Annotated in this window: 26 protein-coding genes and 1 tRNA gene; 14 read left to right on the top strand and 13 right to left on the bottom strand. The window is 62.9% G+C overall.

Features of this window, described 5'->3' with window-relative positions; translation table 11 throughout:
• The 7 genes from EXZ48_RS32335 to EXZ48_RS32305 form a co-directional block, all read left to right on the top strand.
• A partial coding sequence (locus tag EXZ48_RS32335; RefSeq protein ID WP_165909492.1) for a hypothetical protein occupies positions 1 to 305 on the top strand: 305 nt, incomplete at its 5' end.
• Positions 302 to 682, top strand: coding sequence for a DUF2493 domain-containing protein (locus EXZ48_RS32330; RefSeq protein ID WP_130521099.1), 381 nt, complete (start codon positions 302 to 304; stop codon positions 680 to 682). The genes EXZ48_RS32335 and EXZ48_RS32330, both read left to right, overlap by 4 nt.
• On the top strand, positions 679 to 1,050 hold the full coding sequence (locus tag EXZ48_RS32325; RefSeq protein ID WP_130521098.1) for a hypothetical protein: 372 nt from the start codon (positions 679 to 681) through the stop codon (positions 1,048 to 1,050). The genes EXZ48_RS32330 and EXZ48_RS32325 overlap by 4 nt, the downstream gene beginning before the upstream one ends.
• Positions 1,040 to 1,378 (top strand): hypothetical protein, encoded by a 339-nt coding sequence (locus tag EXZ48_RS32320; protein WP_130521096.1) that lies wholly within the window; start codon positions 1,040 to 1,042, stop codon positions 1,376 to 1,378. Before EXZ48_RS32325 ends, EXZ48_RS32320 begins: the two co-directional genes overlap by 11 nt.
• Positions 1,375 to 1,659 (top strand): hypothetical protein, encoded by a 285-nt coding sequence (locus EXZ48_RS32315; protein ID WP_130521094.1) that lies wholly within the window; start codon positions 1,375 to 1,377, stop codon positions 1,657 to 1,659. The genes EXZ48_RS32320 and EXZ48_RS32315 overlap by 4 nt, the downstream gene beginning before the upstream one ends.
• On the top strand, positions 1,656 to 1,907 hold the full coding sequence (locus EXZ48_RS35655; protein WP_130521092.1) for a hypothetical protein: 252 nt from the start codon (positions 1,656 to 1,658) through the stop codon (positions 1,905 to 1,907). The genes EXZ48_RS32315 and EXZ48_RS35655 overlap by 4 nt, the downstream gene beginning before the upstream one ends.
• A gap of 9 nt (positions 1,908 to 1,916) precedes the next feature.
• A complete protein-coding gene (locus tag EXZ48_RS32305) occupies positions 1,917 to 3,002 on the top strand; it encodes a tyrosine-type recombinase/integrase (protein WP_130521090.1) in 1,086 nt (361 codons plus the stop codon).
• Between the two features lie 58 nt (positions 3,003 to 3,060).
• On the opposite strand, the gene EXZ48_RS32300 is transcribed toward EXZ48_RS32305, so the two are convergent.
• Positions 3,061 to 3,136: transfer RNA gene (locus EXZ48_RS32300), tRNA-Ile, on the bottom strand.
• A gap of 154 nt (positions 3,137 to 3,290) precedes the next feature.
• Between EXZ48_RS32300 and EXZ48_RS32295 the strand changes: the two genes are divergently transcribed.
• Entirely contained in the window at positions 3,291 to 4,046 is a 756-nt protein-coding gene (locus tag EXZ48_RS32295; protein WP_023515859.1) for an SIMPL domain-containing protein, read from the top strand.
• A 321-nt stretch (positions 4,047 to 4,367) separates the two neighbouring features.
• On the opposite strand, the gene EXZ48_RS32290 is transcribed toward EXZ48_RS32295, so the two are convergent.
• The 7 genes from EXZ48_RS32290 to EXZ48_RS32265 form a co-directional block, all read right to left on the bottom strand.
• Positions 4,368 to 4,751, bottom strand: a complete 384-nt coding sequence (locus tag EXZ48_RS32290; RefSeq protein WP_050746276.1) for a hypothetical protein — start codon at positions 4,749 to 4,751, stop codon at positions 4,368 to 4,370.
• A 111-nt stretch (positions 4,752 to 4,862) separates the two neighbouring features.
• Complete coding sequence (locus EXZ48_RS32285; protein ID WP_165909491.1) at positions 4,863 to 5,213, bottom strand: nuclear transport factor 2 family protein; 351 nt, start codon at positions 5,211 to 5,213, stop codon at positions 4,863 to 4,865.
• 155 nt (positions 5,214 to 5,368) lie between these two features.
• Entirely contained in the window at positions 5,369 to 5,791 is a 423-nt protein-coding gene (locus tag EXZ48_RS32280; protein ID WP_023515862.1) for a secondary thiamine-phosphate synthase enzyme YjbQ, read from the bottom strand.
• Positions 5,792 to 5,795: 4 nt separating this feature from the next.
• The gene (locus EXZ48_RS35855; protein WP_256364426.1) at positions 5,796 to 5,924 is read right to left on the bottom strand and encodes a hypothetical protein; all 129 of its coding nucleotides are present in this window, start codon (positions 5,922 to 5,924) and stop codon (positions 5,796 to 5,798) included.
• Between the two features lie 50 nt (positions 5,925 to 5,974).
• Positions 5,975 to 6,328: a DUF1428 domain-containing protein gene (locus EXZ48_RS32275; protein ID WP_130521086.1), complete on the bottom strand. Its 354-nt coding sequence runs from the start codon at positions 6,326 to 6,328 to the stop codon at positions 5,975 to 5,977.
• A gap of 107 nt (positions 6,329 to 6,435) precedes the next feature.
• A complete protein-coding gene (locus EXZ48_RS32270; RefSeq protein ID WP_130521084.1) occupies positions 6,436 to 6,945 on the bottom strand; it encodes a GrpB family protein in 510 nt (169 codons plus the stop codon).
• 125 nt (positions 6,946 to 7,070) lie between these two features.
• Positions 7,071 to 7,643, bottom strand: a complete 573-nt coding sequence (locus EXZ48_RS32265) for a transglycosylase SLT domain-containing protein (protein ID WP_050746273.1) — start codon at positions 7,641 to 7,643, stop codon at positions 7,071 to 7,073.
• A gap of 300 nt (positions 7,644 to 7,943) precedes the next feature.
• Between EXZ48_RS32265 and EXZ48_RS32260 the strand changes: the two genes are divergently transcribed.
• On the top strand, positions 7,944 to 9,050 hold the full coding sequence (locus EXZ48_RS32260) for an ABC transporter substrate-binding protein (RefSeq protein ID WP_130521082.1): 1,107 nt from the start codon (positions 7,944 to 7,946) through the stop codon (positions 9,048 to 9,050).
• Positions 9,051 to 9,120: 70 nt separating this feature from the next.
• Here EXZ48_RS32260 and EXZ48_RS32255 read toward each other — a convergent pair whose 3' ends face one another.
• A complete protein-coding gene (locus tag EXZ48_RS32255; protein ID WP_037408515.1) occupies positions 9,121 to 10,002 on the bottom strand; it encodes a branched-chain amino acid aminotransferase in 882 nt (293 codons plus the stop codon).
• A gap of 170 nt (positions 10,003 to 10,172) precedes the next feature.
• Between EXZ48_RS32255 and EXZ48_RS32250 the strand changes: the two genes are divergently transcribed.
• The 4 genes from EXZ48_RS32250 (at position 10,173) to tam (ending at position 13,269) form a co-directional block, all read left to right on the top strand.
• Positions 10,173 to 10,688, top strand: coding sequence for a GNAT family N-acetyltransferase (locus EXZ48_RS32250; protein ID WP_130521080.1), 516 nt, complete (start codon positions 10,173 to 10,175; stop codon positions 10,686 to 10,688).
• A 16-nt stretch (positions 10,689 to 10,704) separates the two neighbouring features.
• Positions 10,705 to 11,745: a zinc-dependent alcohol dehydrogenase family protein gene (locus EXZ48_RS32245; RefSeq protein ID WP_130521078.1), complete on the top strand. Its 1,041-nt coding sequence runs from the start codon at positions 10,705 to 10,707 to the stop codon at positions 11,743 to 11,745.
• 88 nt (positions 11,746 to 11,833) lie between these two features.
• Entirely contained in the window at positions 11,834 to 12,484 is a 651-nt protein-coding gene (locus EXZ48_RS32240) for a haloacid dehalogenase type II (RefSeq protein ID WP_023513115.1), read from the top strand.
• An 11-nt stretch (positions 12,485 to 12,495) separates the two neighbouring features.
• Positions 12,496 to 13,269: a trans-aconitate 2-methyltransferase gene (gene tam / locus EXZ48_RS32235; RefSeq protein WP_130521076.1), complete on the top strand. Its 774-nt coding sequence runs from the start codon at positions 12,496 to 12,498 to the stop codon at positions 13,267 to 13,269.
• Here the strand turns inward: tam and EXZ48_RS32230 are convergent, their stop codons facing one another.
• Entirely contained in the window at positions 13,270 to 14,916 is a 1,647-nt protein-coding gene (locus EXZ48_RS32230; RefSeq protein ID WP_023513113.1) for an alpha/beta-hydrolase family protein, read from the bottom strand. It abuts the gene before it with no gap.
• Between the two features lie 394 nt (positions 14,917 to 15,310).
• On the opposite strand from EXZ48_RS32230, the gene EXZ48_RS32225 reads away from it, so the two are divergent.
• Positions 15,311 to 16,168 carry a calcium-binding protein gene (locus EXZ48_RS32225; protein ID WP_024271102.1) on the top strand — a complete coding sequence of 286 codons (858 nt, stop codon included), beginning with the start codon at positions 15,311 to 15,313 and terminating at the stop codon, positions 16,166 to 16,168.
• Positions 16,169 to 16,324: 156 nt separating this feature from the next.
• On the opposite strand, the gene rpoD is transcribed toward EXZ48_RS32225, so the two are convergent.
• The 3 genes from rpoD to tdh form a co-directional block, all read right to left on the bottom strand.
• Positions 16,325 to 18,379, bottom strand: a complete 2,055-nt coding sequence (rpoD, locus tag EXZ48_RS32220) for an RNA polymerase sigma factor RpoD (RefSeq protein WP_050746269.1) — start codon at positions 18,377 to 18,379, stop codon at positions 16,325 to 16,327.
• A 421-nt stretch (positions 18,380 to 18,800) separates the two neighbouring features.
• A complete protein-coding gene (locus tag EXZ48_RS32215) occupies positions 18,801 to 19,148 on the bottom strand; it encodes a GFA family protein (protein ID WP_024271101.1) in 348 nt (115 codons plus the stop codon).
• A gap of 70 nt (positions 19,149 to 19,218) precedes the next feature.
• Positions 19,219 to 20,256: an L-threonine 3-dehydrogenase gene (gene tdh, locus EXZ48_RS32210; RefSeq protein ID WP_024271100.1), complete on the bottom strand. Its 1,038-nt coding sequence runs from the start codon at positions 20,254 to 20,256 to the stop codon at positions 19,219 to 19,221.
• Positions 20,257 to 20,373: the final 117 nt, after the last annotated feature.

The raw sequence follows: 20,373 nt of genomic DNA, 5'->3' as shown, positions 1-20,373 counted from the left end.
ACCATTCGCTCGGGGCTGGGACGCTTGCCGAAGCGCTGATGCCTTTCATCTCCGCAGCTCTCTCTATCGAACAGACGCAGCCGATGGCGCTAAAGAAAGCGCTCATGGCCGCCTACGAAGAGTTTAACCGGATCGCCTGCGAGGACATCACCGAAACTCGCACAAAAACTGACGTCTTGGAGCGCGTCCATTTCTTTGCAAATCGTGGTGCAACCGACATTCGCGCCGCCCTCTCCACCACCCGTATCGCAGACAGTGCAGAGGCGGGCGGCTCCGCCACATTATCGAAGGGATGCGCAGAATGACCCGTATCATCGTCTGCGGCGGACGCGACTTCTGGGATTTCATCGCTTTGAAAGCTGCGCTCGATCGCATCCACAAAGAAACACCCATTACCTTGCTGATACATGGCAATGCCTCCGGCGCTGACAGGTTGTCCGGCTCATGGGCTAAGATCAACAATGTCTCCGTCCATCCGGTTCCAGCCCAATGGGCGAAGTTCGGCAAGTCAGCCGGGCCTCGTCGCAACCAGAACATGCTTGGCCTCAAGCCGGACATGATCGTTGCGTTTCCAGGCGGTCGCGGAACCGCTGACATGGTCCGTCGCGCCTTCGTGGCTGGAGTTAAAGTCGTTCATCCACCCATCGACGTTCCCTCAGAAACAGCCGGAGAGCAGTCATGACACCTCGCGCCCTGATGATAACTGGCGCAGCCATGGGGCTGTTCGGCGCAACCGTCGCCGTTATCCGCTCCGATGTCGGCCAGTTCGCTGTTTTCCTTTTCGCCGCCGGTGCTGTCTTCGGCAAAGGCTACGGGGTTTACGAGGAGCGCACCCGAGGTGCGGTTCGTCGTACCACACGACACGAGGACGCTGTGTTCGCCTCCCGGTACAACGACCAGACCGGCGAGTGCGAGACGGTTGATATCGAGCCTGAGAAGGTGCGCGAGCTTCGCGAGAAGATGGCCGCGCCGCGAGATTGGGATGCTTTTGAGCCTCGCGCCTCCATAGAAACAACTGGAGCCTACCCAGGAGGCAACCATGACACATGATCTGGTAGAGCGGCTGCGGAATCCTTGGGATGGCTCGTCGGGAAGCAGAAAGCGCCGGGACGAAGAACGGGCGGAAGCCGCAGACAAGCTGGAAGCCTACATGGCCGAGATCGCAGCTCTCCGCGCGGAGAAGGACGAGATACGAAAGGCGCTGGAGCCGTTTTTCAAGTATGAGACGGCCGACGGTCTGCCTTGTGGGCTGCTTCGCACGCCAGATCGCCACCCCGTACTGTTCAACGGGCTTGGCGACGAAATCAAGATCGTCGCTACAGTCGGCGATTTCCGTCTGGCTGCCGCTGCCATCCGCAATATGGGAGAGCGGACATGAAGCGCGTCACAGATCTAGAGGAATTCGCACTCACTCAAATCTGGCGCCCGTATCAGACCAAGATGGGATACGAGGATAGGCTTGAACGCCTTCCGATGAGCCTGGAGGAAACGGCCAAGCTTTTGACCACTGATGAAACAGGGTGGTCGGCGGTAGTGCTTGATCGCATCTGCAACATTGGCTTCCGGTTCCCGCCATACATCGTCCATGAACTGGTGAGCGTGGTCAATGCAGCTCAGCATTCCCGTCGCGCTGCGCTGGAGAAGGAGCCGCGAGAATGAGCAGGCTACCCGATGTTCTGGCCTATCCTCCCCGCGGGATGTCACGAGAGGAAGCCGCGCGATACATAGGCGTCGGAACGACAAAGTTTGACGAAATGGTATCGGATCGACGCATGCCGCGGCCGAAACGTGTCGATGGGCGCGTTCTTTGGGACCGGATCGCTATCGACGCCGCTTTCTCTGACTTGCCGTCTGAAGCGGAAAACAAGATCGACGCCATCTTGTCACGGCGCCGGCTAGGCGCGTAAGCATGGTGAATGGAAGAAAATCGCCCCTACCTATCGTCCTTTACTGACCGCCACGGGACCACCCGTTGGCGGTATAGGCGCGGTAAGACGACAATCTCTCTGAAGGGCTTCCCGGGCGACACCGCTTTCGAGGAAGCATATCAGGCAGCGATCGAGGGCAGAACGCCGCGCACTGCCGCGGTTGTCGCAATGCCCGGGGCTGCGATGCCGGGCACCTTCCGCGCCGCATGGGCGAAGGTGAAGCGAACGCCGGAATGGCTCTCCCTAGATGCAGCCAGCGTCACCAAAAATACAACCCTAGCCGAGATCTTCCTTGAACTGCCTGTGCTGGATGGACAGCCCGAGTTGTGGGGCGACATGCCGGTTCGCGACATGAAGCGCCGGCATGTGAAGGAAATCCTGGGGAGATACAGCTCGACGCCGCACAAGGCGAAGCATCTGGTCGTGACGATACGAAAGATGCTGCTCGTCGCTCTAGACGAGGAATGGATCGAGACCGATCCGACGTGGAAGCTGAATTATCGGCCCGAATACAAAGGTTGGCGCGCTTGGACAGACCGCGAGCGTGAAATGTTTGAAGCTCGCTGGCCCATCGGGACGACGCCGCGAACTGCCTACTCGCTGGCACTATGGCTTGGAAACCGCCGGTCGGACGTCGCCCGCCTGCGGTGGGATTGGTTCGATTTCAAAAACGGCACGGTCACTCTGATCACCAAGAAGGGTGACAAGACGCTTATACTGCCGATTACCCCCATGCTGAAAGAAGCCTTGGCGCCTCTGGACCGAAAGTCAGGCACAGTTCTCGTCACCGCCTACGGTGAAGCCTTTTCCGAGAAGTCAATCACGGGGAGAATGGCTGATTGGACCCATAGCGCCGGAATGCCCAAAGGCTGCACCATGCATGGGCTGAGGAAAACCTTGGGGAAAATGCTGGCGGAGACCGGCGCGACTACGAGACAGCTTATGGAAACGCTCGGGCATGACGATATCGCGCACGCCGAACTCTACAGCCGGGCAGCTGAACAGCAGCGACTCGCTCGCGACGGGATGACGAAAGTGTCGAAGAAATACCAATCGAAAAAGCCCTCAGGCTAACCGATTGGCTAACCGCCGCGGCTAACCACTCTGCAAGTGATTGTTTTAACAGTATTTTTGGTGGGCCCGGAGGGACTCGAACCCCCAACCAAGCGGTTATGAGCCGCCGGCTCTAACCATTGAGCTACAGGCCCGGCCCGGCGCAGGGCCGGGGGCGTCGGTCAATGGCGGCCGACGTGTAGAGATCGTCTAGACGAATTCGGCGGGCCTCACAAGCGCCGCCGTATTCTCTACACAATCACGGGCGAAGAACGGCGTAAGGGACGCAACCATCAGGAGATTTTCTTTATGTTCTACGGAACTCTGGGCCGCCGCACGGGCGCCAGCATCGTCGCGCTTTCGCTGGCTCTCGCCGCTGCCCTTCCCCTGGCCGCGCAGGCGCAGGACAGTGCAAAGCCGCGCGAGGCGACCATCGTCGTGACCGGCGAAGGCAGCGCGGAAATGGCGCCCGACATGGCCCTGATCGACCTCGGCGTCGTCAAGGACGCCAAGACCGCCCGCGAGGCGCTCGACGCCAACAACAAGGCCATGGCCGACGTCCTGGCCGCCCTGAAGGAAGCCGGCATTGCCGAGCGCGACCTGCAGACCTCCGGCTTCATGATCAACCCGCAGTACCAGTATCCGCAGAGCTCGACCGGCGAGAACCCGCCGCCGGTGCTGATCGGCTTCCAGGTCACCAACACGGTGACGCTGCGCGTGCGCGACCTTTCCAAGCTCGGCGAGATCCTCGACAAGGCCGTGACGCTCGGCGCCAACCAGGGCAACGGCATCCGCTTCGTCAACGACAAGCCGGACACCGCCGTCAGCGCGGCACGCAAGAAGGCCGTCGAGAACGCCATGGCCAAGGCCAAGGAACTGACGGATGCTGCCGGCGTCGGCCTCGGCCGCGTGCTTGAAATCTCCGAAACCACCTATCGCGCAGAACCCATGCCGATGATGCGCGCCATGGCCAAGGACTATGCCGAAGGCGGCGCCGTGCCGCTCGCCACCGGCGAGAACAGCTACTCCGTCACCGTCAACGTGACCTTCGCACTCGGCAACTGAGCCGAACGACGGGAATGAAAGAAAGGGCTGGCGTCGTGCCGGCCCTTTTTTCGTTGCGCAACAGCGCGAATGGCAAGGCCGCCCCTCCCTGCGCCACCGGGCATGGAAAACCGACGCCGCGACCGGCACTTGGGGAAAATCCTTCAGATCGATGCGTTTCCCGGCGCAGGATGTGTCGCTGCACTATGTGCGGCATGCGTCATGCATCGTCGCAAAACGCGAAAACCCTCCCGGCAGGACCGGGAGGGTGGCCGTTCGCCGGCCGGGGGTGACGTGACGAACGGCGTTCCGGGGAACGGGCCGGCGTGCCGGCCCCCGTCATCAGCGCCAGAGGATCGGGCAATGGCGGTCGTTGGCAAAGACGATGCGGCTGTAGCCATCGCGGCGGAAACCGTCGACGACGACCTTGCGCGGCGTCACGTCCGCGATGCGGGCGCGGCGCAGGCCATGGTCACGGGCCTTGGCGACGGCAAAGCCGAGGTCGCAGCGGCCGCGGCGGCCCCATTCGCCCTGACGGCGGTCATGACGGCGATCCCAGCGGTCGCGGCGCCAGTCCTGGTCGTGCACCTCGTAGAAGCCGTTGCGGTATCCCGCCGGCTCGATCGACAGCTCGATATTGGCAGCGGACGCCGCCGGCATGGCGGCCGTCAGCGCACCGAGGCCGAGAACGACGGCAAGAAGGGATTTTTTCAGAAAGCTGGTCATCGAGGGATCTCCTGTTCACACCGGCCGGGTCGTTTCGTCCGGCGATTGAGGAGACCTTAGAGGGGCGAGGCTGAATGCAGGCCGAAGCCGTCGTTCAGCCTCCGTTCAACTTCATGAACTGGTGAAGAAGGCGATGCGGGTGATGGTCCCCTCCTCGAGTTCGAGCAGCAGGATCTTCTCCTTCGAATAGGCATCGCCCGCCGCAGACTTGCCGCGCGCCGTCAGGCGGATCGCGACATTGCTGCCGAGCGCGTCGCTCATCACCAGCGCGTCGCCGTACCTTTCGTCAAAGGCCTCGAAATGCCGGGCGAGACGATCGCGCAGCGCGTCGCGGCCGTTGTCCATGCCCTCGCCGATGCCGGAAATCGCGACATCCTCGTGAACCTTGCCGGCAAGCGCGGCAAAGTCGCGGGCGTTCAGGGCCTCGATGACGGCGTGGTTGATGCTTTCGGTATTGACCATGAACTTCTCCTTCAGAGCCGGCGATGCGCAAGCCCATTGGCCCCATTGGTGTCGGGCGGGAACCAGGGCCCAAGAACGCGGTCCATGGACGGGACTGACCATGCCACGCTCAGAGGGACCGGCACAGGAACGTTCCATCCTGCGGGCCGGTTCCGTCAAGGCCCGAGATGCAGCACGATTTCGCGCCGGTGTGGTCGGTCGCGATGTTCGAAAAGATAGAGGCCCTGCCAGGTGCCGAGCACAAGCCGGCCGCCGGAAACCGGTATGCCGATCGAAACGGATGTCAGCGCTGCCTTGATATGGGCCGGCATGTCGTCGGGCCCCTCCAGCGTATGCACGATCCAGCGCATCGCCGGATCGTCCGAGGGCGGCACGAGGCGGCGAAAGAACTGGTCAAGATCGCGCCGGACATCCGGATCGGCATTTTCCTGAATGAGCAGCGAACAGGAGGTGTGGCGGACGAAGACCGTCAGCAACCCCTCCTCCACGCCGGCGCCCCGCACGAAGGCCGTCGCCTCGTCGGTGAATTCGTAGAGCCCCTGTCCGCGGGTCGGAACCGTCACGCTCTTTTGCGGCATGGCGTCAGCCGCCGATGGCCCAGAACAGGGTACCGACGACCACGATGAAGGCAAGGATGACCCCCATGAAGCGCGCCAGCCCCATGTTCGTGTCGGTCGTGGATCCGACGATCGCATAGTAGAGGTTCGTCATGGCGCTTCCTTTCTTCCGGTTCCGACCGGTTTAGCGCAGTCCCCTCCGCCTCACAACTCGACGACCGCCTCGAAGCCGCCATAGATCATGCGCTTGCCGTCGAAGACGTCCTTCCAGTCGCCGCCCTTCAGGCGCTCGTCCGCCATCACCTTGGCAAGGATCTCGTCACGTGACGCCCGCGACGTGTAGGTGACCCAGGAGAAGATCACCACCTCGTCGTCCTTCGCCAGCACGGCGCGGGGAAACGAGGTGAGCTCGCCATAGGGCACATCATCGCCGATGCATTCGACATAGTCGATTGCGCCGTGTTCCTTCCAGACATCGCCCGCCGTGCGCGCCATGTCCTTGTACCGTTCCAGATTGGCCTTCGGCACGGCCAGCAGGAATCCATCGACATAGGTCATGATCGTCTCCTCCTTTGGTTTGGACATGACAAGGACGTGTGTCGCGCAACCGATCCGACAAGGGGGAGAAAATTTTATGCTACCGGCTCAGGGGCTGAAACCGGAGCCTATCGGCCTGACAGAGGCGAGCTGCCGATCGCCGCCTCGATGAAACTCCGCTTTGCTGCGGTGTAGGCATCCCCATCCAGGGGAAACTGTACGGAAAGCCGCTGCTTCAATGCACCATAGGCGGCGCGAAGCGCACCGTCCTGACGAAGCCGATCCCGAAAGACCAGGCGCCTTCGATGCGTTTCGTTTTCCGGCGGGCACAGATAGACGCGGCAGGCAGGCTCCCCTTTTGACAGGAAGGCCCACATGTCGTCGTCATAGCGGTTTCCCCGGGTACCGTACCCCGCATCCGCCATGCACCGGCAGGCGGCCTCGATGCGTTCCCGGCTGCAGAGCGTCACATCGACATCGATGACCGGCTTTGCCGCAAGACCCGGCACCGCAGTGCTTCCGACATGATCCACCGCATGAACCGCATCGCCAAGCAGCGCCCGAAGAGATTGTGAAACCTCCGAGAACCGATCCGGCCATGCCGCATCATAACCGACAACGATCACGGGCGTGGGCAAAGACGGCCTCCTGTCCCAGCGAGAATTTGCGCGTGGAGACACCAGTGTACACGGCCGAGGGGCGGGCCGTCATCCAGACCGATCGCACGGATCGTCCGGTCGACGGCTACGCCGTCGGCCGTCCCTTACCACGCACCGCAATTCTTCAGCTGGCGCGAATAGCTGGCCGCCATGTTGGCTGCGCGCTTCGCGCCGGCCTTGGAGGTACCGCTCCAGTTGCCGCGCGAATAGCCGGCATGGCCGTGATAGTAGGCGATGTAGAGGCGGTAGGTGTCGGTAAGGGCGATGCCGTTCTTGCGGTTGCTCTCGGCGTGATACCAGGCGATGAAGCGGATCGCGTCGGAGAAGTCCGTACGGTTGGCGGTCCAGCGGCCGGTCACGCGCTTGTACTGCGCCCAGGTGCCGTCCAGCGCCTGCGAAAAGCCGAGCGCGGTCGACTGGCGTTTCCATGGAATGAAACCCAGGAGCTTCGTGCGCGGCGGGCGCGCATTGTGCCGGAAGCCGGACTCCGTGTAGATCGTCGCCATGAGCACGGGAACGGGCACGCCATATTCGCGCTCGGCGCGGTAGGCGGCTCGCCGCCAGTTGTCGAACAGGCCGTCACGTTGCTCGAAGATGGCACAGGCGTTCTGCGTCTGCCTTGGAACAGACGCACATCCGGCGAGCAACAAGAGGACGACGATCAAGACGCAACGCATCGCAGATCCTCAAAATTTCCGGATATTTATAAATCGTAAATCTTAACAATCCGTTTTGATTCAAATGCCCAATACCGCCTTCCATTCACGCAAGTGATCCGCCCATCAAATATGCAAATGCATTATTTTGTTGCGCTTTTTCCCCTTCCGGCCTAATCAATCTGCAGCACGCCGGCCCTTCGCGAACGATTGTTCCGGACCGTGAAAGAACCCGCTCCGCATCGGAATCCGGCCTGCGCCGTCCGGGCGCGTGAGCATCTGCGACCGGGCCACTCCATGGCCCCAGTTGAGGAGAATTCCATGAAGAAGCAGATTTTTGCCGGCGCCCTGCTCGCCGCATCCGTCGCCTTTGCCCCGCTCGCCCAGGCGGACATCGTCATCGGCCTCGTCGCCCCGCTGACCGGCCCGGTCGCCGCCTATGGCGACCAGGTGAAGAACGGCGCGCAGGCGGCTGTCGACCAGATCAACAAGAACGGCGGCATTATGGGCGAACAGGTCGTGCTGAAGCTGGCCGACGATGCGGGCGAGCCCAAGCAGGGCGTTTCGGCCGCCAACCAGATCGTCGGTGAAGGCATCCGCTTCGTCGTCGGCCCGGTGACCTCGGGCGTCGCCATCCCGGCCTCCGACGTCTTTGCCGAAAACGGCGTGCTGATGGTCACCCCGACGGCGACGGCGCCGGACCTGACGGCCCGCAGCCTCACCAACGTGCTGCGCACCTGCGGCCGCGACGACCAGCAGGCGGAAGTTGCCGCCGCCTATGTGCTGGCAAACCTGAAGGACAAGAAGGTCGCCGTGGTTCACGACAAGGGCGCCTATGGCAAAGGCTTGGCCGATTCCTTCAAGGCCGCGCTGAACAAGGGCGGCGTCACCGAGGCTCTCTACGATTCTGTCACCCCGGGCGACAAGGATTTCAGCGCACTGATCACCCGCCTCAAGGCCGACGGCGTCGAAGTCATCTATTTCGGCGGCTACCATCCGGAAGGCGGCCTGCTTGCCCGCCAGCTGAAGGACCTGTCGGTCAACGCCACGATCATCGGCGGTGAAGGCCTCTCGAACAGCGAATACTGGGCAATCGGCAACGAAGCAGCAGCCGGCACGCTCTTCACCAACGCCTCCGACGCGCTGAAGAGCCCCGACTCGCAGGCTGCCGTCGCCGTGCTGAAGGAAAAGGGCATCCCGCCGGAAGCCTTCACGCTCAACGCCTACGCCGCCGTCGAAATTCTGAAGGCCGGCATCGAGAAGGCCGGCAGCGCAGAAGACTCCGCCGCCGTTGCAACCGCCCTGAAGTCCGGTGAAGCCATCCCAACCGCCATCGGCAAGCTGACCTATGGCGAGAACGGCGACCTCACCTCGCAGAGCTTCTCGCTCTTCAAGTGGGAAGACGGCAAGATCGTCGCCGCCGAGTAAGGCGAAGCGTATCCGAAACGGAAAACGCCGGGGTCCTGCCCCGGCGTTTCTGTTTGGCCGTCTATCGCAGTCACGCGTCGCCGTTGGAATGCGCCCAGTCGAAATAGAGGTCGCGCGCCTTGGCGGTGATCGGGCCGCGCTGGAGATCGCGGTCGTCGAGCCGCGTCACCGGAACCACCTTGGAGTAGTTGCCCGAGGTGAAGATCTCGTCGGCGGCCGCAAAATCGGCGACCGTCAGCGTCGTTTCGACCACCTCGAAACCGGCTTCGTTCAGGAGGCCGATGACGCGGGTGCGCGTGATGCCGGCAAGGAAGGTGCGGTTGGCGGCGGGCGTGAAGACGACGCCGTCCTTCACCATGAAGATGTTGGACGAGGCGGTTTCGGCGACGTTGCCCAGCATGTCGCGGACCAGCGCGTTGTCGAAGCCGCGCTTGCGGGCCTCCACCAGCATGCGGGCATTGTTCGGATAGAGGCAGCCGGCCTTGGCATCCGTCGGCATGCATTCCACCGTCGGACGGCGGAAAGGCGAGACGGTCAGCGAGGACGCCGCGTTCGGGTCGCCCATCGGCGCCTCAAAGAGGCAAAGCGCGAAGCGGGTCGATTCCGCATCCGGCGCAACCACGCTGAACGAGCCATGCTCGGCCCAGTACATGGGCTTGATGTATATCGCCGTCTTGCCGTCGAACTTCTTGACGCCTTCCCAGGACAGCGCCTCGATCTCCTCGGCCGTCACCACCGCCTTGAGGCCGAGGGCCTCGGCGGAACGGTTGACGCGCTGGCAATGCAGGTCGAGGTCCGGCGCGATACCGTCGAACCAGCGCGCGCCGTCGAAGACGGTCGAGCCGAGCCACATGGCATGCGAGGTGGGGCCGATGAGCGGCGGATTGCCTGAAACCCATTCGCCATCCACGAAGGTCCAGGTCGTCGAGCGTGGTGCGGTATCGACTGGCATTTTGTAAAACTCCTTTTCGCCCATCAACGCCCGGTGGGCCGGGCCGGTCAAGTCACAAATGCCTTCCGACAGCCAGCCCCGCTTGTCCATTCAAGATGTTGAATGGGTGCATCAGGCCTTATCATGGGTGATATTCTGGCGGGGCGCCGCAGGCCATGCGATAGAAAGGCATGACCGCAGAAGACATTGCCCCACCGCCGATCCGCCGCCTCACCGCCGAGGATGCCGAGGCCTTTCGCGCGCTCCGGCGCGAGGCCCTTCTGCAGGCCCCCGCCGCCTTCGCCAGCACCGCGGAGGATCTGGAGAAGCTGTCCGACGAGGCGATCCGCAAGCTTCTCACCGATCTTGCCCTCTTTGCCGCCTTTCGCGGCAAAGAGCCTGTCGGGATGATGGGCCTGATGCGGTTCAATACGAGCAAGATGGCCCATCGCGCCAATCTCGTCATGGTCTACCTGCGCACCGCCGAACGCGGCCGAGGCGTTGCCGGCGCCCTCCTCGCTGCCGTCACGGCCCATGCCCGGGACAGTTGCCTCAGACAGATCGAGCTTGCCGTCACCGCCGAGAATGCGCCTGCCCTCGCCTTCTACCGCCGCGAAGGCTTTGCGGAAATCGGGTACATGCCCGCGGGCTTCCTGCATGAAGGCCGCGAGATCGATGAAATCCTCATGATGCGCCGGGTCGTCTGACCGGAAGGGAGCCAATATGCGCGCGATGTATTACGAAGCCTTCGAGGCGACACCTGAAGTCCGCACCCTGCAGGACCCGACGCCGACGCCCGGCGGCGTGGTGATCAAGGTGGAGGCGACGGGACTCTGCCGCTCCGATTGGCACGGCTGGATGGGCCACGACCCGGATATAAGCCTGCCGCATGTGCCGGGCCACGAGCTCGCCGGCAAGGTGGTGGCCGTCGGCAGGAATGTGCGCCGGTTCCGCGAGGGCGAGCGGGTGACCGTGCCCTTCGTCTCGGGCTGCGGCCACTGCGGCGAATGCCGCTCGGGCAACCAACAGGTTTGCGAAGAACAGTTCCAGCCCGGCTTCACCCATTGGGGCTCCTTCGCCGAACTCGTCGCCATCGATTTTGCCGACCACAATCTCGTGCACCTGCCGGATGCCATCGACTACGCGACGGCCGCCAGCCTCGGCTGCCGCTTCGCCACCTCCTTCCGTGCCGTCGTCGACCAGGCGCGGGTGACGGGCGGCGAATGGGTGGCCGTGCACGGCTGCGGCGGGGTGGGCCTCTCCGCGATCATGATCGCCGCCGCGCTCGGCGCCAATCCCATCGCCATCGACATATCCGTGGAGAAACTGGATTTTGCCCGGAAGATGGGTGCCGTCGCCGCCATCAACGCCCGCGAGGTCGCCGATGTCGCGGAGGCCGTGCGCGAGATCACCGGCGGCGGGGCGCATGCCTCGATCGATGCGCTCGGCTCTCCCGCTACTTGCTTCAACTCGATAAAGAACCTGCGTCGACGCGGGCGGCATGTGCAGGTCGGCCTGATGCTCGCCGACCATGCGACGCCGAAGATTCCCATGGCGCAGGTCATTGGCCACGAGCTGGAAATCTACGGCAGCCACGGCATGCAGGCCTGGCGCTACGACGCCATGCTGGCGATGATCGAAAGCGGCAAGCTCGCCCCGCAACGGTTGATCGGCCGCCATATCAGCCTTGATGAGGCCGTGCCGGCGCTGATGGCGATGGACAAGGCGACCGACCTCGGCATCAGTGTCATCACGCGGTTCTGAGGCAGCGGCTCCGCGCGTCTGACCGATTGACATTCCCACATCGATGGCGACCAATCGCCATCGACAATGCCAGAAGGAATCGCCGCCCATGTCCCATGCCGCCTATGTCTTTGACGCCTATGGCACGCTGTTCGACGTGCACGCGGCTGTGCGCCGCCATGCGGGGGATGTCGGGCCGAACTACCAGATCTTTTCCGAGATCTGGCGCGCCAAGCAGCTCGAATATTCCTGGACGCGCGCGCTGATGGGCGCCTATGCGGATTTCTGGCAACTCACCGAGCAGGCGCTCGACTATACGTTCAAGCGCATCGGCGGCGTCGATCCGGCACTGCGCCAGAAGCTGCTCGACGCCTACTGGAAACTCGACTGCTACCCGGAAGTGCCGGCCGTCTTGAAAGCGCTGAAGCAGCGCGGCGCGCATATCGCCATCCTCTCCAACGGCTCGCCCGCCATGCTGGCCTCGGCGGTGAAGAATGCCGCGCTCGACACCGTCATCGACGACATCTTCTCGGTCGACGCACTGAAGACCTACAAGACCGCCCCCGCCGTCTACGATCTCGTGACGACGAACTACCGGCTCTATCCCAACGCCGTCTCCTTCCAGTCCTCCAACCGCTGGGACATTGCCGGCGCGACGAAATTCGGCTTCCGCACCGTCTGGATCAACCGTAGCGACATGCCGGACGAATATTTCGACCTCGGCCCCGCTCTCATCCTGCCCACGCTCGAAAGCCTCTGAACGGAGCCCGCATGGCCTGGTCTGCCGCGCAATACCTGAAATTCGAGGACGAACGCACCCGCCCTGCCCGCGACCTGCTCGCGCAGGTGCCGGCCGACCTTGTCGCCGGCACGGTCTACGACCTCGGCTGCGGGCCGGGAAACTCGACGGAGCTGCTGGTGGAGCGTTTTCCCGGCCGGGGCGTGCGCGGCGTTGACAATGCCGGCGACATGCTGAAGGCCGCACGCCAGCGCCTGCCGGGCGTCGATTTCGTCGAATGCGATCTTGCCAGATGGCGCCCGCACGAGCCGGCTGCCCTGCTCTTCGCCAATGCCGTCTTTCAGTGGCTGCCCGATCCGGTGGCGCTGATGGCCCGACTGATGGACGGCCTGCGTCCCGGCGGCGTGCTGGCGGTGCAGATGCCGGACAACCGCAACGAGCCCTCCCATCTCCTGATGGAAGAAAGCGCTCTTGCCGGCCCCTGGCAGGGCGCCTTCGTCGAGGGTACGCCGCGCCGCGGCCCGATGCCCGCACCAGCGGCCTGTTTCGACGCACTCGGCCCGAAGGCGGCCCGCGTCGATGTCTGGCACACCGTCTACAACCATCCCATGGCGAATGCGGCCGCCATCGTCGACTGGGTGAAGGCGACGGGCCTGCGTCCCTATCTCGACCGCCTGCCGGCCGGTGAACGCGCCGGCTTCCTTGCGGATTACGAGCGCCGTATCACGAACGCTTATCCGCCGATGGCCGACGGTCGCCGGCTGCTGCGCTTCCCTCGGCTCTTCATCATTGCCGTCAAAAGCTGATCACCGCCCCGCGCGAAACTTTTCCTTCAGTCTTGCGATATCCGCCGCGCTCCAGTCCGTCACATCGGTCACCGCGATCCATGGATCGATATAGTGCTCGCCGGCATAGACATGGCCAAGCCCCATCGGCGTCGTGGTCGCCATGGCCATGTCGAGCGTCAGCTGCAGGAAAGTGACGACAGGATACCATTCGAAATCCGGCGAGACATCCGGCCCGCGCGGCACAACCATCCAGGCCGGCTGGCGGTAGAAGGCATAGGGATCGTAGAAGGTGATCGGGTCGCTGGCATATTGCAGGTAGACGATGCGCATCGGCCCCCAATGGTCGCCCGCCTCGGGCAGCGCATTCTTCTGGCTGGTAAAGCGCACATAGGAGCCGTCGCGGAAGCGCGGCAGCCAGGCGGGCGTTCCGGGATTGCGGTCCGCCGTCATCTTGCGCCAGATGCGGCTCGGAAACGGCGGACCGGCCCAGAGCGCACCCTGATAGGGATCGCCGATCACCTCGAAGAGTTCAGCGGACTGCTCCGACGACAAGGCGCCGAGGCTGAGACCATAGAGATAGAGTTTTGGCCGCTTGTCCTTCGGCAGGCTCGTCCAGTGACCGTAGATCGCGCGGAAGAGCGCCCGGGCGGCCTCTGCACCGTAGTCCGGCTCGGCAAGCAGAGAGAGCCAGCTGGCGAGGTAGGAATACTGGATCGCAACGCTGGCGATGTCGCCATGATGCAGGTACTCGACCGTATCGATGCCCTCCGGATCGATCCAGCCGGTGCCCGTCGGCATGGTGATGACGAGCGTCGAGCGTTCGAAGCCGCCGACTCGGATCAGCTCGTCGAGCGCGACCTTCGCCCGCGCCTCGGGCGTCTCGGCAGCGTTGAGGCCGGCATAGACGCGCAGGGGCTCCATCGCCGGCTTGCCCGTAAAGGCGGCGATATCCCCTGCCGTCGGTCCGCTCGCCACGAAGGAGCGCCCCATGCGGCCAAGCGCGTCCCAGCGCACCAGCGAGGCGGCGCTGCCGGATTTTCTGGCATCCGTGGGCTCGGCCGTATCCGGTTCGATCACCTGGTCGAGCCGGCGGAAGGAGGAATCGGCCGTGTGCAGCACGAACCGCGCCAGGACACCGTCCGCCAGCGTCCAGAACAGCGTCGCGGCCAGCGCCGTGCCGATGACATAGGAGAGCCTTCGCGGCGCCGCCCGGCGCGACGTCCGGGCAAACAGCCGGGCAAGGAAGGCAAAGAGCCGCCCAAGGCCGAAAAGCACGAGGAAGACGGCAAGCCCGATAAGGCCGACATAGAAGGGATGCGCGGTGTCGATCGGCGGCAGGCGCATCAACGTTCGGATGGAGTTCTGCCACTCCGCCGTGCGCCAGAGGAAGACCAGCACCACGATGCCGCAAATGCCACCCGCCCCCGCAGCGAGCCAGAGACGCGCCCGGTCCTTCGGTTCCGGCAGTTCGAGCCAGAACCACAGCGCTGCAAGAGCCACACCAAGCCCATAGCCGCAGGCCATGGCGACGCCCGAAAGCACACCCTGCGTGACATAGGTGCGCGGCAGGAGGCTCGGCGTCAGCGAGGCGGCAAAACACAGCGTGCCCAGGATCAGCCCCGTCGCGGAAAAGGACAGGACAAAGCGCCAGAACCAATCCCGCATGACAACCCTTCCGCCGTTCCATTCCCTTGCCCGGCGAGCCTTGCACGGCAGGAGGAAGGAGGCAAGCCATCGTATCCCCTTCCCCGAACAGAGGGCCGCAGGACACGGTTACGCGTCCTCCCGCAGACGCCTCATGACAGAAACGCGCCGCTGGCGGCAGCTCACCCGCTGGGTAAATTCCTGGTTAGGCACGCTCCAAACCTGTCCGGTTCCGGGATTTCTGTCCTGTTTCCTGTCAAGTTTTGTACACTTATAAAGTGTACATGGAGAATCAAGAAAGCAAAAATAAATGAACTTCCCGCAATGGTTGAATTTAAAATTCAAAAGCACATCCTTTTATTCACGGGCCAACGCCTTGGCTCGGTGAACGCAATGATTGCGAGGAGTAAATCATATGAGCGACACCTATTTTCTTACGGCCGGTGACGACACCTTCGTCTTCGAAAACCGGCAAGGAAGTGTCTTTGCACAGGGTGGCAACGACAGTGTTCTCGGCAACGACGGCGCCAACAGGATCGGCCTCGGAACCGGAAACGACGTCGCCCAGGCAGGAGGGGGAAACGACGTCATATGGGGCAACGCCGGCAATGACGAGATCGACGGCGGGGCTGGCAACGATACACTCTTCCATGGTGCTGGCGACGACATCGTGCGTGGCGGAAGCGGCAACGACATCGTCTATGGCGGACCCGGCATTTCACCGAACTCGGGGCGCGACGATATCGACGGCGGGGCCGGTAACGACACGATCTATGCCGGAGACATGAACGACACGCTGCGGGGCGGCGAAGGCGACGATTTGATCGGCGGCGGGGACGGCGATGACGTCATCTACATGGATGGCAACGACACCGTCTATGGCGGCAACGGAGAGGATACGGCCTATCTCGACGGGAATGCCGGCGACTATCTTCTGACGCTGAATGGCAGTGGCTTGTTCGAAATTTCAGGCAATGGCGACAAACAGGCGGTCTTCGGCGTCGAAAAGATCGTCACGGCCAATGGCGTGATCAATCTCGATCTGGACCTCAGCAATCTTGTGGGAGCCGGACTGGGCGATGTGCTCAACGAGGTCGGCCTGAACGGCCTCCTCGACACGCTTCTTGGCGAGAACATCGGCGACGGAGGCCTCCATCTCGACGACCTCGTCGATGGTGTCGTCGATCTCGCCGATCTCGGTCTCACGCAGTCGTTGCTGGACGACCTGCTTGGCCCGGGCGGAGTGCTGGACGATCTGCTCGGCATCCTTTGATACCGGGAGCCCCAACACAGTACTGCCGAACACACAAAAGCCCCCGCGACCAACCGGCCGTGGGGGCTTTGCTTTGAACAGTCTCCAAGGCTGCCGGAAAGACCCGGCAGCGCAGGGCTTCCTCAGCGGTCGAGGAACGAGCGGAGCTTGCGCATTTTAGCTATCCAGGAAGCTTCTCAGCTTCCTGGAGCGGCTCGGGTGCTTCAGCTTGCGCAGCGCCTTCGCCTCGATCTGGCGGATACGTTCGCGCGTCACCGAGAACTGCTGGCCGACTTCTTCGAGCGTGTGATCGGTGTTCATGCCGATGCCGAAGCGCATGCGCAGCACGCGTTCCTCGCGCGGCGTCAGCGAGGCGAGAACGCGGGTCGTCGTCTCACGCAGGTTCGCCTGGATGGCGGCGTCGATCGGCAGCAGTGCGTTCTTGTCCTCGATGAAGTCGCCGAGATGCGAATCCTCTTCGTCACCGACGGGCGTTTCGAGCGAGATCGGCTCCTTGGCGATCTTCAGGACCTTGCGGACCTTTTCGAGCGGCATGGCGAGCTTTTCGGCCAGTTCTTCCGGGGTCGGCTCGCGGCCGATCTCGTGCAGCATCTGGCGCGAGGTGCGTACGATCTTGTTGATCGTCTCGATCATGTGCACGGGAATACGGATCGTGCGGGCCTGGTCGGCGATCGAACGGGTGATCGCCTGCCGGATCCACCAGGTCGCATAGGTGGAGAACTTGTAGCCCCGGCGATACTCGAACTTGTCGACCGCCTTCATCAGGCCGATATTGCCTTCCTGGATGAGATCGAGGAACTGCAGACCGCGGTTCGTGTACTTCTTGGCGATCGAGATCACGAGACGGAGGTTGGCTTCCACCATCTCCTTCTTGGCGATGCGCGCCTCGCGCTCGCCCTTCTGCACCATGTGCACGATGCGGCGGAACTCCGAGATGGAGATGCCGGTCTCGGTGGCGAGATTCTGGATCTCCTGGCGGATGTCGCGGATCGTCGTGTTTTCGCTTTTGGCGAATTCCTTCCAGCCGCGGGCGGCCAGATTGGCGATCGACTTCATCCAGTTCGGATCGAGTTCCGCACCGGAATACTGTTCGAGGAACGAATCGCGCTTGACGCCGTAGCTTTCGGCCAGACGCAACAGGCGGCCCTCGTTCTGCACGAGGCGCTTGTTGATGTCATAGAGCTGCTCGACGAGGCTGTCGACGCGGTTCTGGTTCAGCGACAGCGACTTGACGGCCGTGATCAGCTCGTCCTTGAGTTCCTTGTAGCGGCGCTCCTGGGCGGGCGAGAGCGTGCCGGTCGCCTGCAGGCGGGCTTCCACCTGCTGGTCCTGCAGCTTGCGCAGCTTCTTGTAGGTCTCGGCGATCGTGTCGAGCGTTTCCATGACCTGCGGGCGCAGTTCCGCTTCCATGGCGGCGAGCGAAAGGTTCGACTCGTCGTCGTCCTCTTCCTCTTCCTCCGGCGGCATGGCGTCGCCGCCGACATTGGTGATGTCGTCGTCGTTGGCGGCGCGCGGCTTGCGGGTCCGTTCCTTTTCCTCGGCCGCCTTGCGATCGGCCTCGATCTTTTCCGGCGACTGGAACTGCGGAGCCGCCTTCGCCTCGGGACCGGAATAGGTCGTTTCGAGGTCGATGATCTCGCGCAGCAGCGTCTGGCCTTCGTTGAGTTCATCCCGCCAGATGATGATGGCCTGGAACGTCAGCGGGCTCTCACAGAGGCCGGCGATCATCGTCTCGCGGCCGGCTTCGATGCGCTTGGCGATGGCGATTTCGCCCTCGCGCGACAAAAGCTCGACGGAGCCCATCTCGCGCAGGTACATGCGCACCGGGTCGTCCGTGCGGTCGGTCGGCTCTTTCTTCTTGGCGGTGGCAAGCGCGGTGCCGCTGGAGGTGGCAAGTTCGCCGCCCTCGCTGTCGCCGTCGTCGTCGCCGCCCTCTTCCTCGCCGCCCTGGGTCGCCTCTTCGGCGTCCTCGTCCTCGATGACGTTGATGCCCATGTCGGACAGCATGGCCATCGTGTCCTCGATCTGCTCCGAGGTGACTTCCTCGGACGGCAGGACAGAATTCAGCTCGTCCATGGTGACATAGCCGCGCTTCTTGGCGGCCTTGATCATCTTCTTGACGGCATCATCGGAAAGATCGAGAAGTGGGCCGTCGGATGCGCCTTCGCGTTCGTTTTCGACTTCCTCGTTCTCTTTGACCTTTGTCGCCATTTATTTCGTCGCTTTCCTGAGCATCAGTTTCCAAGCGGTTAGGGGTTCCGCGACCGATCGCCTTTCGGCATCGTCACCGCGAATCAGCATCCCTGACCTAACGGATTGACAATTAAATCCCGATTAACCACAGCCCGGCCCCCGGTCCTGTGGCGATGTTGCCGAAGCAACACGATTGACATGACTTCCCGATCCGCCGTACCCATTCCTTCACAGCCAACAATGGTGATTCCCAGAATTTTCGGTTACGTCAAGCTTTTCCGGCAAAAAAGCTGGAAAAGGTTCCGATTCGGGTTCGCGGACAGGAAAGTCGGCGGATCCGGGCGATAGAGCCAACATGTAGGAGCCTTTCCTAAAAAGACAAGGCCCCCGTTCCCCCGACAACCCGCGCCTCGGCCGAACCGATTCGCAGCCGACACGATCAGAACGAACGACCATCGACCTTGGTGATGGTCAGGGCCTCCAGATCGATGGCCGGAATGCAGCGCAGGTTGACCGCCGCCATCCTGTTCCCTTTCGGATCGCTTCCCTCACCATAGGGCGCAATGCCGCATTTGGCGCAGAAATGGTGTTCGATGACGTGGCGGTTGAACATGTAGGTCGAAACGTTCTCCTCCTTACTCGTCAGCACGAATTTCTCGCGTGGCACGAAGGCGAGCAGTGCGCCGCGGCGCCGGCACATGGAGCAGTTGCAGTCGAGCCCCGTGTCGAACTCGCCCTCCACCTCGAAGGCGACCGCGCCGCAATGACAGCTTCCCTCATACTTCATTTTAGACCTCCTCTCACGTTCTCGCGCCTGTCGTTGTCACAAACCGCTGGACAGGTTTGCGCGGCAGGCGTCAATGCCAGTCCATGACGACCTTGCCGGAATTGCCCGAGCGCATCGCCTCGAAGCCATCCCGAAAATCGTTGATCCCGATGCGATGGGTAATGATCGGCGAAAGATCGAGCCCGCCCTGCACGAAGGCGATCATCTTGTACCAGGTCTCGAACATCTCACGGCCGTAGATGCCCTTCAGCGTCAGCATCTTGAAGATCACCTTGTTCCAGTCGATGCCGAAACCATCGGGCGCGATGCCGAGAATGGCGATCTTGCCGCCATTGTTCATCGCATCGATCATCGAGCGGAAGGCCGGCGGGGCGCCGGACATTTCAAGGCCGACGTCAAAACCCTCGGTCATGCCGATCTCGGCCATCACCTCGGCAAGGTCCTGGCTGGAGGCATCGACGACATAGTCGATACCGACCTTGCGTGCGAGATCGAGGCGGACGGGGTTGATGTCGGTGATGACGACCTTGCGGGCACCGGAACGTTTCGCAACCATCGCGCCCATGATGCCGATCGGCCCCGCGCCGGTGACGAGCACGTCCTCGCCGACGAGGTCGAAGGACAGCGCCGTATGCACGGCATTGCCGAACGGATCGAAAATCGCCGCGACCTCATCGGGCACATCGTCGGGGATCGGCACGACATTGTATTCGGGGATCGAGACGAATTCGCCGAAGGAACCCGGCCGGTTGACGCCGACGCCTTTCGTGTAGTGGCAGAGATGGCCGCGGCCGGCCCGGCAGTTGCGGCACTTGCCGCAGACGATATGCCCCTCGCCCGAGACCCGCTCGCCGACATGGTACTTGGTGACGGCCGAGCCGACCTCGGCGATCTCGCCGACGAATTCGTGGCCGACGACCATCGGTACGGGGATGGTCTTCTGCGCCCAGTGGTCCCAGTTCCAGATATGCACGTCCGTGCCGCAGATCGCCGACTTCTTCACCCGGATCAGCACGTCGTTGGGGCCGACCTCGGGGACCGGCACGCTCTCCATCCAGAGACCGACTTCAGGTTTTGCTTTAACCAGCGCGCGCATCATGTTCGACATGACGAAATCTCCGCAAGGGATTCAGACGATTCTCTAAATGACGCCGAGCTCACGCCCGACCTCTGCGAAGACGTCGATGGCCTTGCGGACATCCGCCTCGCCGTGCGCCGCCGACAT

The organism is Shinella sp. JR1-6 (assembly GCF_004284735.1).
Classification (GTDB): domain Bacteria; phylum Pseudomonadota; class Alphaproteobacteria; order Rhizobiales; family Rhizobiaceae; genus Shinella.
The sequence above is the reverse complement of the archived record's forward strand: the minus strand, read 5'-3'. Positions and strand labels throughout refer to the sequence as shown.